This window comes from Haloparvum alkalitolerans (genome assembly GCF_050122995.1).
Lineage (GTDB): Archaea > Halobacteriota > Halobacteria > Halobacteriales > Haloferacaceae > Haloparvum > Haloparvum alkalitolerans.
The window spans coordinates 78,053-93,082 of sequence record NZ_JBNLIA010000002.1 but is presented as its reverse complement, the minus strand read 5'-3'; the positions used below and the strand labels follow the sequence as shown (position 1 = coordinate 93,082).

The window sequence follows — 15,030 nt, the reverse complement described above, 5'->3', positions numbered from 1 at the left end:
GCGGGCTTATAAGCCGGCGGAACGCGACCGAGTGGGCGGAACGCGGCCGCGACGAGCGGAACGCAGCCGGGGGAAGCGAACCCCGGCCGCGGCGTTCTGCAAGCCTTAAGCCCGGCGCGGGCCTCCCCTCGCACATGAGCGACGACGACGCCGTCGACGTCGAGGTCGAGGCGCCGAACGACGAATCGGGCGCGGCCGGGGACGCGGCGAGCGCCGCGGAGGCCGCAGGCGAGAACCCCGCCGCGGCCGCCGACGGGGAGTCGGCCGACGCGAACGGCGCCGCCGGCGGCCGGACGACCGACGACGGGGAGTCGGCCGACGCGAACGGCGCCGCCGGCGGCCGGACGACCGACGACGGCGAGACCGAGACGCCCCTCGCCGACCGCGTCGCGGCCCACGACGAGGAGCTCGCCTCGGCGGTCGCGGACCTCGAGGCGGGCGTGACCGAACTGGAGGCGGAACTCGCCGAGGCCGAGGAGACGGTCGCGGACCTCGAGAGCCGACTGAAGCGTTCGAAGGCCGACTTCCAGAACTACAAGCAGCGCCAGCAGCGGAAACAGGAGCGGATCAAGGAGCGCGCGGCCGAGGACCTGGTGGAGCGCATCGTCCCCGTCCGCGACAACCTGATCCGGGCGCTCGACCAGGAGGAGGGCGCGGACATCCGGCCGGGCGTCGAGTCCACGCTGGAGGAGTTCGACCGCGTGCTGGAGGCGGAGGGCGTCGAGCCCATCGAGCCGGAGCCGGGCGCCGACGTGGACCCGACGCGTCATCAGGTGATGCTCCGCGTCGAGAGCGACCAGCCCGAGGGGACGGTCCACGAGGTGTACCAGCCCGGCTACGAGCTGGGCGAGAAGGTGATCCGCGAGGCGCAGGTGACCGTCTCCGACGGCGACGAGTAGTCCGGGTCGGTTTCCGGCCGCCGTCGATCCGCGCTCAGCCGTCGCCGTCCCGCCGTCCGTCCAGCCGTCGTATCTGTTCGCGGTGGAGCGACAGCATCATGTCCGCGAGGAAGCCGAACATCAGCAGCTGGAACCCCAACAGGACGCCCGCCGCCGCCACGATGGCGAGGATCTGGTGGCCGATACCGTACGCGATCCAGTCGTAGAGCACGTAGGCGGCCACGGCCAGGCCGGCGGTCGTCGACGCCGCGCCGACGCTCCCGAAGTAGAACAGGGGGTTGTTCGTCTTCGCCTTGCGGAACAGCTCCAGGAAGATGATCCCGCCGTCGCGGACGGGGTTGAGGTTCGTGTCCGACCCGGAGGGGCGCGGCCGGTAGGTGATGGGGACGACCGCGACCGGCACGTCGTGTTTGACGCACTCGACGGCCATCTCGGTCTCGATGCCGAACCCCTCGGCGCTCAGGGTGAGCTGCTGGAACGACTCGCGAGTGAACGCGCGGTACCCGGAGAGGATGTCGCCGTAGTCCTCGCCGTGGATCAGGCGGAATGCGCCGTTGATGAGCCGGTTGCCGATCCGGTTGAGCCGGGTCATCGCCCCCTCCCGCATGTCCGCGAACCGGTCGCCGATCACGTGCTCGGCCTCGCCCGACAGCAGCGGCTCCAGCATCGCGTCGGCGTCGGCGGCGTCGTAGGTCGCGTCGGCGTCGGCCATCAGCACGTAGTCGGCGTCGACGTGGTCGCGGACCGCCTCGCGGACCGCCTGTCCCTTGCCGTCGCCCGACTGCTCGACGACTCGCGCGCCCGCCTCGGCGGCGCGCTCGCGAGTGCCGTCCTCCGAGCCGCCGTCGATCACGACGACGTTCTCCAGTCCCTCCGCCCGATAGCCCCCGACCACGTCCGCGATGGTCGCGGCCTCGTTGTAGGTCGGCAGGAGGACGCACACGTCGTCGCGACTCGCCATTACCGGCCCGTCGCCCGCCCGGGTGGTTAAGTATACGGTTTGACGCGACGGCGGAACCCTCCGCTCCCGGCGGGCACTCAGCTACTCCATGTAGCCGAGTTGTTTGAGTCGGTTTTCGACGCCGTCGGTGTCGCGGTCGGTCGCGGCCGCGGCGGGCGAGAGGGGGTCGCGCGTGTCGGCGTCCTCGGCCGCCTCGCCGGCGAGCATGGGGAGCACGTCGCCGTCCATGTCGGTGGGGACGGCACAGCCGGCGGCCGCGAGCAGGGTCGGGGCCATGTCGGTGATGCTGATCTGCTCGAGTTCGCCGCGGTGTTCGAAGTCGGGGCCGCTGGCGAGGAAGAGGCCGTTGCGCGTGTTCTCGGCGCGCCAGCGGTCCGGGCCCGCCAGTACGTCGCCGCCGCCGACGCCGTCGTTGACGTGGACGCCGTCGCGCTGGTCGACCACGACCGCGGGCGCGTCCGACTCGCCGAGGTGCGGCCCCTCGTACACCTCTTCGGCGCGGTACACCCCGTCGAACAGCGGGCCGTGGTCGTCCTCCACCGCTTCGAGGTCCGCGATCAGCTCCTCCCGGACCGCCTCCGTGTCGAAGGCGGGGTTGAGGTAGATGGGTCCCTGCCCGCTCGCGACCGCCTTCGTCTCCGACAGATCCATCGCCTCCAGTTTTCTGTCCCTCTTGAGGCCCGCGCTCTGGGGGACGAGCTGCTGGAGTCGCTCGGGGACCACCTTCGCGAGGAGGTCGACCGCGCCGACCGCCTTCGCGGCCGCGAGGGCGTTCTCGCGGTCGATGCCCACCTTCTGGAGCACGCTGTCCACGCTCGCCGACCGCGTCTGGTAGCCGTTCTCGGCCAGCCACTCGTTCACGTAGAACTCCGTCGTCGTCGGCGCGCAGCCGTGATCGGACATGATCACCAGGTTCGTCTCCTCCATCTCGTCGATCCGGCCGACCCACTCGTCGACGATCTCGTAGGCGCGCTTCGTCGGCTCGTCGTTCCAGAAGAAGTGCTGGAGCACGTTGAGGTAGAACAGCGTGACGTGGACGAACTCGAGGTCTTCCTCCTCCAGGAGGGTCGTGGCGACCTCGAAGCGCTTCTCGAGGAGGTCGAGGATGGCGTCGACCTCGGCGCCGGTCTCCTCGTTGGAGGAGAGCAGGGGGTCGGGGTGGACGCGGTAGTCGAAGCGCTCCTCGAGGTCGTCGGCGAGCCCCTCGGGGGTGGCGTAGCCGCCGCTGATGGAGCGGTACTCGCCCTCGACGGCGTCGGGGCCGCCGGCGACGACGGGGCCGTCGATGTCGCGGGGCGGGTACATCGTGGGCATGTTGACCACGCCCGCGCGGTGGCCCTCGTCGTTGAGGTAGTCCCACAGCTCGAGCGTCTCGAAGTCCGCGCCGTTGGTCACCTCGATCTCGCCGGCCGCGAGGTCGACGCGCTCGAACCAGTAGACGCCGAACTTTCCGGGGTTCTTGCCGGACGAGTAGCACTTCCAGTTCGGGAAGGTGACCGGCGGGAGACAGCTCTCGGTCTCGGCCCACGAGCTCTCCTCGCGGAGGGCGGCGAGGTTCGGGAGGGTGCCGTCGTCGAGCCACGGTTCGAGCAAGCGCCAGTTCGACCCGTCCAGCCCCACGACGACCGTTCTGCTCATGTCGGGACGGTCCCGGCCGACTCACAAGTCGCTTTCGTCGTGCGCGCGAACGGCGCTCCGGCGTCGGCGCCCTCTCCGGCCGGCCGTGGCGCCCTCGCCGCCCGGCCGCGACGCCCTCGGGCGAACGACATTCATAAGTGCGGGCCGCGGGTTCTCTCGGGCACGTGCGAACCGTAGCCGTCCTCCCCGCGTACAACGAGGCCGAGACGGTCGGCCCCGTGATCGAGGGCACGAGCGAACACGTCGACGAGGTCGTCGTCGTCGACGACGGCTCCAGCGACGCGACCGCCGCGGTCGCGCGCGACCACGGCGCGACCGTCGTCGAGCACGTGTTCAACACGGGCGTCGGCGGCGCGGTCAGGACCGGCTACCAGTACGCGATCCGCAACGACTACGACCTCGTGGTGCAGGTCGACGGGGACGGCCAACACGACCCGGCCCACATCCCGCGCCTGCTGGAGGCGGCCGAGGACGCGGATATGGTGATCGCCAGCCGGTACCTCAACGAGAGCTTCGAGGAGTACGGCTTCGTCCGGCGGCTCGGGATCAGCTTCTTCACGACCGTCGTGAACGTGCTCGGCGGCGTCGACATCACGGACGTGACCAGCGGCTTCCGCGTCTACCGCGTCGACGCGCTGGCCGAGATCCTCCACCGCTCGGACAGACACTGGGCGGTCGAGCAGACGCTCGACGCGGCGAAGCGCGACCAGCGCATCACGGAGGTGTCGGTCGCGATGCCGACCCGCGAGGAGGGCGACTCGCAGTTCACGCTGGACACGTTCGTCCTCTACCCGCTCCGCATGACCGACGTGGTGTTGCGCGTCCTCCTGTTCCGGTGACTCCCATGATCGACACACTCGCAACGACCGGCGCTCTCGTCACGCTCGACGCTCCCGTCACCGCCGGTGCTCCGGCGGTGCTCGGTACGTTCGACTACTCGCTGGTCAACGTCGTCTCGCTGCTCGTCGGCCTGCTGTTCCTCGCGAACGGCTACTTCCTCGTGCGGAAGGGCCGGGAGGCGGTCGCGGTGTTCGTCCTCTCGGTCGCGGTGGGGGGCGGACTCGTCTTCGTGGCGCTGTTCCCGGGCGCGTTCGACTTCGTGGCGCGCCTGCTCGGACTGGAGTTGCGCGCACGAGCCATCCTCGTCGTCTCGAACCTGACGCTGTTCGCGCTGGTCATCTACCTGCTCAACCGCATCGGGAAACTGTACGACCGCGTCTCCCGGCTGAACGAGCGCCTGAGCCTGCTGGACGCCGAACTGGAAGCGGCCGGGGGTCGCGGCGACAGCGATGACCCCGACGACCATGAGTGACGGGGGCCGCGGCGGCGGGCCGAGCGACGCGCGCCGCGCCGTCCTCTCGGTCGACGTGGAGCTGTTCCGTCACACGCCCGCGTACAGGAACGCCTCGGGGACGCTCGACGACCCGAGCGTCGGGCTGGCGGGCGCACGGTTTTTGCGGGAGGCGTTCGCGCGCCACGACGCCCGGACGACGGCGTTCGTCGTCTCCGAGGTGGCCGAGGAGCATCCCGGCGCCGTCGGCGCGTTCGTCGACGCCGGCCACGAGGTGGGCTCGCACACACACACGCACCGACTGCTGACCGACCTCTCGCCCGACGAGCGCCGCGAGGAACTCGTCCGGTCGAAGGAGCGGCTCGAGACCGTCACTGGCGCGTCGGTCGCGGGCTTTCGCGCGCCGGCGTTCGACTTCGGGGACGACCACTTCGCGGCGCTCGACGCGGCGGGCTACGCCTACGACGCGAGCGTCGTCTCCTGTCGCGCGATTCCCGGCTGGTACGGCGGCGAGTACGACCTCCACCGGCCCGCGCCCGCGACCGCGGTCGACCCGACCGCGCCGGCCGGCCTCGCGGAGGTGCCGACCGCGGTGTTTCCCGGTATCGGGCTCCCGCTGACGGGGACGTGGCTGCGCTTCTTCGGCGTCCGGTACACGACCCTCGGGATGCGCCTGCTCGCGCGTCGGGGGATCGCCCCCGTGCTGTACGTCCACCCGTGGGAGTTCGTCGACCTCCCGGACGTCGAGGGCGTTCCGAAGCGAGTGTACGCCAGGACCGGCGACTGGATGCGGCGCGCGGTCGAGCGCATCCTCTCGACGGAGTTCTCGTTCGTCGCCTGCGAGGACGTGCTCGCGGACGCCGGACTGGGTGACGGTGGGGAGCCGGAACCGCCCGACGGAGGGGCGTAGTGTGGCGGACCGCTCCCCCCGCGATCTGGCGGTCGCCGCGCTCCAGTACGGACTCGGGATCGCGGCGCTCGGGTGGGTGTCGACGCAGGTGCGGTTCGGCGAGGTGCTCGGCCTCCTCGGGCGCCTCGGTCCCGCCGAGATCGCGGTCGTGCTCGGCGTCTCGGTCGTCGGCCTGCTTGCGCGCTTCTACACCTGGCAGGTGCTGATGGCGCGGGTCGGCGCGGCGTCGTTCCGCGCGGCCGCGAGCGTCGACCTCACCGTCTACTTCCTCAACCAGTTGCTCCCCTCGCGGCTCTCCGGGCGCGTGGCGGCGCCGTTCGTCCTGCGGAGCCGGACCGGGATGTCCTACGCCGACGGCGCCTCGGTTTCGGGCGTTCACACCGGGATCTACGCGGTGCTGTACGGGGTCGCGGCCGCGGTCGGCGTGGCGGCCGCCGCGCCGCGGCTCTCGCCCGGGATCCTGTCGCTGCTCGCGCTTTCGACCGGGCTCTACCTCGCGGCCGGCGGTGCGGTGCTTCTGGCCGGCATCAATCTCCCGCTGCTCGACCGCCTCGTGGACGCGCTCGCGGCGCTGGCGGGGCGGCTTCCGCGGGTCGGCGCCGCGGCCGCGGAGCGCGTCGCGGGGCTGCGGGAGTTCACCGCAGCCGCGAGCGCCTCGTTCCGCCGGCTCGCGGTCGACCCCGGCCTCTGGGGGCGGTACGCCGCCGGCTGGACCGTCTTCTCGGTGCTCGCGCCCGGCCTCCGCGTGCTGGTCCTGCTCGCGGCGTTCGGCGCGCCCTTCGAGCCCGCGGCCCTGCTGCCGCTGTACCTGGTCGCCGCCTACAGCGTCACCCTGCTGCCGCTGACGCCCGGCGGCATCGGCGTCACCGAGGCGACGACGACGGTGGTGTTCGTCGCGCTCGGCGTCCCCGAGGCGGCCGCGGTGTCGGTCGTGCTCGTCGACCGCTTCCTCGGCGTCTACCTGCCCGCGGTGGCCGGCTGGTACCCCTCGATGGCGCTCGACATCGACGGCGCCTCGGACGCGGCGGATCCGCCGAACGACGGCGTGAACGACTGACCGCGGTACTGAGCGGGGCGGCGTGTCGCCGCCTGTTTTCTGTCACTTGTGGGTTTTTGCGGCTGCTGTCGGTGCCGCTGCTCGGGCCAGGATCACCTCGAAAGCCCCAGCCGGCTCGACCGGGTCGGGTTTCAGGAGACGGGTCGGGCGGGGCCGAACCGGGTGTCCCGTTCAGTCCTGCCCCGTCCAGCATCGCAATCGCATCGCAACCGCCCAGCACCGCAATCGCACCGCAACCGCCCCGCACCGCACCTACCCCCGCACCGCACCCGCCCAGCACCGCAACCGCACTGCAACCGCACCGGCGCCTCGCATCTCCCCAGCCTCGGCGGCGGCGCGGCCGCGGAACCGCACAGCAGGCGGCCGCGCCGCCGCCTCCACCGAAAATCGAAGATTTTCGAGCAGCCGGCGTGCGGTAGCGCGCCGGCGACCTCGCGCGCGTTACTCGCGCGCGCCGACCGCATCCGTCACTACCGGCCGTCTCCGTAGTGCGTTCGCTCCACGCGCCGCGCGTACAGGCGCGAGAGCAGCGTCGTCAGGGGACCGGCGGCGCGGTCGGCGTTTTTGGGCGTCGCGTCGCCGGGCGTCGCGTCGCCGGGCGTCGCGTCGCCGGGCGTCGCGTCGCCGGGCGTCGCGTCGCCGGGCGTCACGTCCACCCCGTCGACGGTCGCGACCGGCCGGACCTCCCACGTCGAGTTGGTCAGGAAGACCTCGTCGGCGTCGCGCACGTCTGCGGGCGTTATCCGCCCCTCCTCGACCGGAATCCCCTCCTCGGCCGCGAGGTCCAGCACGGTGTCCCGCGTGATTCCGGGCAGTACCGGCCCGTCGATCGAGGGGGTTCCCAGTCCGCCGTCGTCGACCAGAAACAGGTTCGACGTGGCGCCTTCCGCGACGTACCCCTCGGCGTCGCGGAGCATCGCCTCGTCGGCGTCCGAGGCGCGGAGTTCGAGGCGCGCGAGGATCCCGTTGAGGTAGTTGTGCGTCTTCGCGTCCGCCGGGATGGCGCGGTCGGGCACGCGCTGGGTCCTGACCGTCTGGAGCGCGGCGGGGCCGTCCCAGACCGGCTCCGCCTCGGGGGCGGTGCCGCCTCGGGGAAGCGGCGAGACGTAGACGACGACGGTGGGGTCGACTGCGGGGTCGGGGTCCAACTTGCCGGGCTGGACGCCCCGCGAGACGGAGAGCTTCACGGAGGCGTCCGCGAGGTCGTTGGCCGCGAGCGTCTCGTCGACCCGGGCTTTCAGGTCTGCGTCGGCGAGCCCGTGGTCGAGTTGGAGCGTCTCGCAGGTGCCGCGGAGGCGGTCGGCGTGCGCGTCCCACCGAAAGACCTCGCCGCCGTACGCGCGCATCGTCTCGAAGGCCGCGTCGCCGTACATGAACCCGCGGTCCCGGACGTTCACGGTCGCTTCGTCGGCCGGAACGAGGGCGCCGTCGACGTGGTACAGGAGGTCGTCGGGGGAGCTCATCGGGACGCCGCCCCCCACGTCTCGCAGGTCGCCACGAAGTTCGCGACCATCCGCTCGCCCGCGTCGGTGAGGATGCTCTCGGGGTGGAACTGCACGCCGACGTGCGGCTTCTCGCGGTGCCGGACGCCCATCACCACCTCGCGCTCGTCCTCGGTCCGGGCGGTCTCGATCAGGTCGGTCGGGAGGTCCTCGCGTTCGACGCACAGCGAGTGATAGCGGCCGACCGAGAGCCGGTCCGGCAGGCCGGCGAAGACGCCGGTCCCGTCGTGGCTGATCGTCGAGGGCTTGCCGTGGACCACCTCCGGGGCGTGGCCGACCGGAGCGCCGAGAGAGGCACAGAGCGCCTGGTGACCGAGGCAGACGCCGAGGACGGGGCGGTCGAGCTCCCACACGTCCATCGAGACGCCGGCCTCCCGCGGCGTTCCCGGTCCGGGCGAGACGACGACGCCGTCGGGGTCCATCTCGCAGATCCCGGCGCTGTCGACCGCGTCGTTGCGCCGGACCGCCACCGCGCCCGCGACCGCTCCCACGTACTGGACGAGGTTGTAGACGAACGAGTCGTAGTTGTCTATCACGAGGATCCGCGCCTCGGAGTCGCCCGCACCGGGCCGCCAGCCCGCGGCGGCCGTGGGGCCGTCTTCTTTCGGCCTCGCGCTCGCGTCAGTCATCGCCCGCCTCCTGGTCGCCGCGGGTCTCCGAGCCCCCAACCGCGCCCTCGGCGTCGCCGGCCGCGTCCACGCGCAGGTCCGCCGCGGCGAGCGCCTCGTCGATGGCGGTCACGAGCGCGCGCCCCTTCGCCAGCGTCTCCTCGTACTCCGCGTCGGGGTCCGAGTCGTCGACGATGCCCGCGCCGACGCGGAGGTGGTACTCGTCGGCGTGTCTGACCAGCGTCCTGATCACGATGTTCAGCGTCGCGCGCCCGTCGAACCCGAAGACGCCCATCGAACCGGTGTAGGGGCCTCTGCGCGTCGGCTCCACCTCGTCGATTATCTCCATCGTTCTGGGCTTGGGCGCGCCCGTGATGGTGCCGCCGGGGAAGCAGGCAGCGACCGCGTCCGCGAGCGTCACGTCCGAGCGGGCGCGCCCCTCCACCAGCGAGACGAGGTGCATCACCTCGCTGTACCGGTCGACGCGGCGGTATTCGGCCACCTCGACGGTTCCGAACCGGCTGACCTTTCCGAGGTCGTTGCGTTCGAGGTCCACGAGCATGGCGTGCTCGGCGCGCTCCTTCTCGTCGCCGGTCAGCTCGGCCTCCAGCGCCGCGTCCGCCGCCGGCGTCTCGCCGCGCGGTCGCGTGCCCGCGATGGGCTCCGTCGCGAGTCGGTCGCCGTCGCGGTCGAGCAGGAGCTCCGGGCTGGCGCTCACGAGGTCGACGCCGCTGTCGGCGGCGCCGCGGCCGCTGTTTTCTCCCGCGCTCGGCCGCGCGAACTCCAGCAGGCCCGAGTAGGGCGCGGGGTTCACGTCCCGAAGCGCGTCGTAGGCGTCGACCGGATGGACCGCCGCGGGGGCGACGAGGCGCTGGGAGACGTTCGCCTGGAACGTGTCGCCGTCGCGGACGTGCGCCTTGACGCGACGGACCGCGTCCGCGTACGTCTCGCGGCCCGACTCGCTCCGAAAGGTCGCGTTCTCCGAATCAGGTTCCGGTGCCGGGCCGGCCTCCGGACCGCCCGTTTCGATCCGCTCCACGAGGTCGACCGCCCGCGAAACGGCCGCGTCGTACAGCGCGTCGTGGTCCGCTCGCTCGGCGTCGGCCGCTCGCTCGGCGGAAACGCGCGGACAGACCGTGATCCGGAGCGTCACCGCCCCCTCGTCGGGGACCGGACACTCCCACGCTGCGAGCCGGTCGAACACCGCGGCGTCGAGTCGGGGGAGGTCCCGGTCGTCGACCGCGCCCTCGTCCGGGAACGTCTCCAGTTCGCGGGCGGCGTCGTAGGAGAGCCACCCGAGGACCCCGCAGGGGTACGGCACGTCGCAGTCGCCGCGGGCGAGGGCCTCGCCGGCCAGCAGGCCGTCGAGCGCCGCGAGCGTCGGGGAGTCCCGTCGGTAGTCGCCGGTTCCGGCGTCCGGGTCGGACTCGCGGACGACCGCGTTCGGACCGACGCGCAGCCGCTCGGCGGGGTCGACGCCGAAGTACCCCCAGCCGGTCTGGCCGCCCGTGGTCTCCAGGAACGCGCCGCCGGGGCCGTCCCGGGCCCGCCGGTAGGCGTCGAAGGGGTCCGCGACCGTCGTCCGGACCTCGACGGGGACGCGGGCGCCGCTCGGGGCCGCGGCCGCCGTCTCGCGGAAGGCGGCCCGGTCCGTCCGGACGGTGTGGGTCATCGTTGAGGGAAGGTCGTCGCCGGCGCGTGAAACAGTTGTGGTGTCCGGCGACGACGCGGCGCCTCAGAACTCCTGGGCCCGCTCGATCCACGTCGCTGCGCGGTTCTCGCCGACGTTCGCGCCCTCGGCGACCTCGGCCGGGTCGGCGTCGGCCAGGTCGGCCACGGTCTCGATGCCGATGTTCGAGAGGCGGTCGGCGTACGCCGGACCGATCCCCTTGACGGAGTCGACGGCGGTGCCGCCCACCTCGTCGACGTCCTCGTCGACTTCCACGTCCTCCGATTCGGGGCCGGCCGCCTCCGCGGGCTCGGCCGCCTCGGCCGGATCCGCGGCGGCGTCCTCCTCGTCGACGAGCGATTCGGTCGAGGCGGCCGCGTCCGTCTCGGTCGCGACCGGTTCGTCGCCGGAGCCGTCTCCGTCCGTCGAGTCGGACTCCTCGTCGGGCTCGTGCTCGACGGTCACCTCCGTGTCGCTCCGGGCCGGCTCGTCGCCGGAGCCGCCGATTCCGAGTTTCTCCTTGAGTTTCTGCAGTAGCGCCATCGGCGACACTTAGGACAGGCGGGTATTTAAAAGCCGGCGGCGGTCGGACCGACCACGCCGCGTCCCGGTTCGGCCGCCGGACAGCCGGCGACCCTCCCCGGTGTCGCCCCTTATAAGGTGGTGGCGGCCGAATTCGGGTCCATGTCCGTTCTCGACGCCGTGATGTGGACGATCCACGTCTCGTTCGCCGCACTCTGGACCGGAAGCGTCCTGTTCGTCGTCGCGACCATCCTCCCGTCCGCGACGGCGGGCGACATCGGCTCCGAGGCCTTCGGGCGCATCGTCGACCGGCTGCGGTGGATCACCCGGGTCTCCGCGGTCGCGTTCCTGGCCTCCGGCGGGCACATGGCCGGCACGCGCTACGACGTGGGCACGCTGACGGGGACCGGAAACGGGCACCTCGTCCTGACGATGCTCGGCCTCTGGGTCGTGCTTACTGGCCTCGTGGAGGTCGCCGGGATCAAGGTGGAGTCGGGCGTCGACGAGGGCAAGCTCCGGGAACCGGCCCACGACGCGAAGCCCTTCTTCTTCGGGGCCGCCGCGGTCGCGGTGCTGCTCCTGATCACCGCGGGGCTGCTCGCCAGCAACGTGCTCGCCTGAGGGGGCCGGGCCGAACGTCTCGGCCGGCTCTCCCTCATCCGCTGCCGTGCTCAGTTCTGGTCCTGCTGCTTGGAACAGCACCACCCAGAAAGCCCCAGCCGGATCGAGCCGGCTGCCCCTTTCAGTCCCGCCCCGCACAGTACCGCTTCGCACCGCAACCGTACGGCAGCCTCACGCCTCCCCAGCCTCGGCGGCGGCGCGGCCGCGAACCGCACCGCACAGCAGGCGGCCGCGCCGCCGCCTCCACCGAAAATCGAAGATTTTCGAGCAGCCGGCGTGCGGTAGCGCGCCGGCGACCTCGCGCGCGTTTCTCGCGCGCGCCGACCGTATCAGCACCGCACCCCCAGCGCATCAGCACCACGATCACCCCGTCGCCGTTTCGTGAGAGGTCGTCCTCACTCGTCGGCGGTCGGTCCGCTACCGGCTTCGATCGCGGTCTCGTCGACGTACTTCTCCGACCACGTGCCGCGGCCGTACCACGCCAGCGCGAGCAGGCACCCGACCACGTCGCCGAGCACGACCGCGAGCCAGATCCCGTCCTCCGCCCAGCCGAGCGTGAACGCGAGCAGGTAGGTCGCGGGGACGCGGACGACCCACAGCGTCGCCACCGAGAACAGCATCGCGGTCTTGGTGTTGCCGGCGCCGCGGAACGTCCCCAGCAGGATCTGCAGGACGCCCATGGGGACGAACATGAACGCCGCGATCTGCAGGTACTCGACGCTGTACGCCAGCGCGTCGGCGGTCCCCTCGGCGGTGAGGAACACGCCGGCGATCGGCGCGGGCACGAGGAAGACGACGGCGGTGAGCAGCGCCATCACCCCCGCGGTGACGGCCATCGCCAGCCGGGACCCGCGCTCGGCGCGGTCGGGACGCTCGGCGCCGAGGTTCTTCCCGACGACGGTGTCGACCGCCTGCGAGAGCCCCAGCGCGGGCAGAAACACGAGCGAGACGATCCGGTTGCCGAGCCCGTAGGCGGCCACGACCGGGGGCGAGAACGTCACCACGATCGCGGTGAGCGCGATGAACGCCAGCGAGGAGGCGGACTGCTCGACCGCGCTCGGGACCCCGAGCCGGACGATGTCGCCGACGTCGGACCGGTTGAGGGTCAGGTCCTCCCGCCGGATGTCCGGGCCGGCGCCGGTGCCGAACAGGACGTATAAGCCGAGAACCGTGGCCACGAACCGCGAGAAGACCGTCGCGAGCGCGGCCCCCTGTACGTCCAGCGCGGGGAACGGCCCGATCCCGAAGATCAGCAGGGGGTCGAGCGCGACGTTGACCGCGACGGAGACGACCATCACCCGCATCGGCGTGCGCGTGTCGCCGTAGCCGCGCATCAGCGAGACGAACACGAAGAAGCCGAACAGGAACGGCGTGCCGAGGAAGAACACCCGCATGTACGCCGACGCCATCGGCACGATCCGCTCCTGCGTGGCGGCGTCGGCCGGCAGCAGCGCGAGCATCGGGTCCGTGACGACGTAGCCGATGGCGCCGACCGCGACCGCGACGAGCGTGACGAAGACGAGCGTCTGCCCCGCGATGCGGTCCGCGTCGCGGTCGGCGCCGGCCCCGCTGTACTGGGCGATCAGGATCGCGCCCGCGGCCGTGAAGCCGCCGCCGATGGAGATCAGGAAGAAGACGATGGGGAACGCGAGGCTGAGCGCGGCGACCGCGTCCGCGGAGTAGGCGCCAAGGAACGCCGTGTCGGCGACGTTGTACGCCACCTGCAGCAGCTGGATGACGACCATCGGCCACGCGAGCGCGACCATCGGCCCGAGGAGGTCGCCCTCGGTCAGGCGGCTCGCCACGTCGGGTTCGGAGGGCACTACGGACCGTCAGCACCCCGGGGCTTAAGAACGGTCGTGAAACCTGTTGACGCTTGTTGATGCCTGCTCTCCGGCTCCCAGCGGGCGGAGGCCGGCCGTCCCGGTTCAGTCCTTATAAGTGCGGAGCGACCGCAGGTCGGGGCATGAGCAAGATCGGCTTCATCGGCGGCAGCGGGATCTACGAGGCGCTCCCGCTGAACGACGTGCGCGAGGAGGCGTACGACACCCCCTACGGCGAGCCATCCGACGCGGTCACGGTCGGCGAGTTCGCGGACACGGGCAAGGAGGTCGCGTTCCTCCCGCGGCACGGCTCGAACCACGGCGCCTCGCCCACGGACCTGCCGTACCGCGCCAACATGTACGCGCTGAAGCAGGCGGGCGTGACGCACGTCTTCGCCTCCAACGCGGTCGGCAGCCTGAAGGAGGAGCTGGAGCCGGGCACGCTCGTCGTCCCCGACCAGATCTACGACCGGACGAAACACCGCGAGCTCTCCTTCTACGGCGACGGGGTCGTCGTCCACCAGCCGTTCGCGGACCCCTATAGCCCGGAGCTCGTCGACCACCTCACCGACGCCGCCGAGGCCACGACCGACGACGACACCGAGGTCGTGAAGGGCGGCACCTACGTCTGCATCGAGGGGCCGCAGTACTCGACGCGCGCGGAGTCGGAGTTCTACCGGGCGCAGGGGTGGGACGTGGTCGGGATGACCGCCATCCCGGAGGCCAAACTCGCTCGCGAGGCGGAGATGGCCTACGCCACCATCGCGGGCGTCACCGACTACGACGTCTGGAAGGCGGACAGCGAGGTGACCTTAGAGGAGGTGCTGGAGAACGCGGAACAGAATCAGGCCGCGATCAAGGCCGCCGTCGAGGAGGCCGTCCGGACCCTGCCCGACGACCACGAGTGCGAGGCCCACACGTCGCTCGAAGGCACGATCAACACTCCGAGCGAGGCGATCCCGGCCGAGACGCGCGAACGCGTCGACCCCCTGCTGGGCGAGTACCTGGACTGATCGCGCCGGGCGCTTCCCCCGCATCTGTGCCAATCAGTCACACGCCCGTCTGACACACATTTATACCGCTCCCGTGACCAGTGCGCCCATGAGCAATCGGGTCGAGGAACTCGAGGGGCAGGTCGCCGAGCTGCAGGCCGCGGTCAACGGGCTGACGGAGGAGCTCGTGGAGATGAAAGAGCGCGTCCGGCAGCTCGAGGACGACGCCGAGGCCCGCGAGGCACGCGAGGCCGCCGCGTCGACTACGTCGGCCGAGCCGGCCGCGTCGGAGACGGACCAGCCCGCGGCCGGACCGACGGCCGCCGAGTCCGGCCCGAGCGAGCGCACGACGAAGAGCGACGACCGCGTCGAGGTCGTCGAGTCCACCGGCGAGGCGGACGCCGACGGCGCCCACGGCGGGGCCGCGGCCGACGCCGAAGGGGGTAAGGCCGCGGAGGACGCAGACGCGACCGACGAGGGCGAGTCCGAGGACGGCGACATCATCGTCGCGTAACCGGCGGGCCGCCCACAGCCAGC

General features: G+C 71.9%; 15 protein-coding genes. 8 read left to right on the top strand and 7 right to left on the bottom strand.

The window, feature by feature from the left end; all coding sequences use genetic code 11:
* Positions 1–134: 134 nt before the first annotated feature.
* Entirely contained in the window at positions 135–899 is a 765-nt protein-coding gene (locus ACQE3L_RS02340; RefSeq protein WP_426962189.1) for a nucleotide exchange factor GrpE, read from the top strand.
* A 34-nt stretch (positions 900–933) separates the two neighbouring features.
* Here the strand turns inward: ACQE3L_RS02340 and aglJ are convergent, their stop codons facing one another.
* Both aglJ and ACQE3L_RS02330 read right to left on the bottom strand, forming a co-directional pair.
* Positions 934–1,860, bottom strand: coding sequence for an S-layer glycoprotein N-glycosyltransferase AglJ (gene aglJ, locus ACQE3L_RS02335; protein ID WP_426962188.1), 927 nt, complete (start codon positions 1,858–1,860; stop codon positions 934–936).
* Between the two features lie 81 nt (positions 1,861–1,941).
* Positions 1,942–3,498: an alkaline phosphatase family protein gene (locus ACQE3L_RS02330; protein ID WP_426962187.1), complete on the bottom strand. Its 1,557-nt coding sequence runs from the start codon at positions 3,496–3,498 to the stop codon at positions 1,942–1,944.
* Positions 3,499–3,662: 164 nt separating this feature from the next.
* On the opposite strand from ACQE3L_RS02330, the gene ACQE3L_RS02325 reads away from it, so the two are divergent.
* The 4 genes from ACQE3L_RS02325 to ACQE3L_RS02310 are packed head-to-tail and all read left to right on the top strand — an operon-like array spanning position 3,663 to position 6,756.
* Positions 3,663–4,337 carry a glycosyltransferase family 2 protein gene (locus tag ACQE3L_RS02325; protein ID WP_426962186.1) on the top strand — a complete coding sequence of 225 codons (675 nt, stop codon included), beginning with the start codon at positions 3,663–3,665 and terminating at the stop codon, positions 4,335–4,337.
* Positions 4,338–4,342: 5 nt separating this feature from the next.
* On the top strand, positions 4,343–4,810 hold the full coding sequence (locus ACQE3L_RS02320) for a DUF2304 domain-containing protein (protein ID WP_426962185.1): 468 nt from the start codon (positions 4,343–4,345) through the stop codon (positions 4,808–4,810).
* Positions 4,803–5,699: a polysaccharide deacetylase family protein gene (locus ACQE3L_RS02315; RefSeq protein WP_426962184.1), complete on the top strand. Its 897-nt coding sequence runs from the start codon at positions 4,803–4,805 to the stop codon at positions 5,697–5,699. The genes ACQE3L_RS02320 and ACQE3L_RS02315 overlap by 8 nt, the downstream gene beginning before the upstream one ends.
* A 1-nt stretch (position 5,700) precedes the next feature.
* Positions 5,701–6,756, top strand: a complete 1,056-nt coding sequence (locus ACQE3L_RS02310; protein ID WP_426962183.1) for a lysylphosphatidylglycerol synthase transmembrane domain-containing protein — start codon at positions 5,701–5,703, stop codon at positions 6,754–6,756.
* 470 nt (positions 6,757–7,226) lie between these two features.
* Here the strand turns inward: ACQE3L_RS02310 and ACQE3L_RS02305 are convergent, their stop codons facing one another.
* From ACQE3L_RS02305 to ACQE3L_RS02290, 4 genes are all read right to left on the bottom strand, one after another.
* Positions 7,227–8,219, bottom strand: coding sequence for an aminotransferase class IV (locus tag ACQE3L_RS02305; RefSeq protein WP_426962182.1), 993 nt, complete (start codon positions 8,217–8,219; stop codon positions 7,227–7,229).
* A complete protein-coding gene (locus ACQE3L_RS02300; protein ID WP_426962181.1) occupies positions 8,216–8,887 on the bottom strand; it encodes an anthranilate synthase component II in 672 nt (223 codons plus the stop codon). The genes ACQE3L_RS02305 and ACQE3L_RS02300 overlap by 4 nt, the downstream gene beginning before the upstream one ends.
* On the bottom strand, positions 8,880–10,538 hold the full coding sequence (locus ACQE3L_RS02295; protein ID WP_426962180.1) for an anthranilate synthase component I family protein: 1,659 nt from the start codon (positions 10,536–10,538) through the stop codon (positions 8,880–8,882). The genes ACQE3L_RS02300 and ACQE3L_RS02295 overlap by 8 nt, the downstream gene beginning before the upstream one ends.
* A 63-nt stretch (positions 10,539–10,601) precedes the next feature.
* Positions 10,602–11,078, bottom strand: a complete 477-nt coding sequence (locus ACQE3L_RS02290; RefSeq protein WP_426962179.1) for a helix-hairpin-helix domain-containing protein — start codon at positions 11,076–11,078, stop codon at positions 10,602–10,604.
* A gap of 141 nt (positions 11,079–11,219) precedes the next feature.
* Here ACQE3L_RS02290 and ACQE3L_RS02285 point away from each other — a divergent pair, with 141 nt between their 5' ends.
* The gene (locus ACQE3L_RS02285) at positions 11,220–11,678 is read left to right on the top strand and encodes a transporter (RefSeq protein ID WP_426962178.1); all 459 of its coding nucleotides are present in this window, start codon (positions 11,220–11,222) and stop codon (positions 11,676–11,678) included.
* Between the two features lie 395 nt (positions 11,679–12,073).
* On the opposite strand, the gene ACQE3L_RS02280 is transcribed toward ACQE3L_RS02285, so the two are convergent.
* A complete protein-coding gene (locus ACQE3L_RS02280) occupies positions 12,074–13,444 on the bottom strand; it encodes an MATE family efflux transporter (protein ID WP_426962407.1) in 1,371 nt (456 codons plus the stop codon).
* 200 nt (positions 13,445–13,644) lie between these two features.
* Between ACQE3L_RS02280 and mtnP the strand changes: the two genes are divergently transcribed.
* Positions 13,645–14,514, top strand: coding sequence for an S-methyl-5'-thioadenosine phosphorylase (gene mtnP / locus ACQE3L_RS02275; RefSeq protein ID WP_426962177.1), 870 nt, complete (start codon positions 13,645–13,647; stop codon positions 14,512–14,514).
* Positions 14,515–14,602: 88 nt separating this feature from the next.
* Positions 14,603–15,007: a DUF7518 family protein gene (locus tag ACQE3L_RS02270; protein WP_426962176.1), complete on the top strand. Its 405-nt coding sequence runs from the start codon at positions 14,603–14,605 to the stop codon at positions 15,005–15,007.
* Positions 15,008–15,030 lie beyond the last annotated feature (23 nt).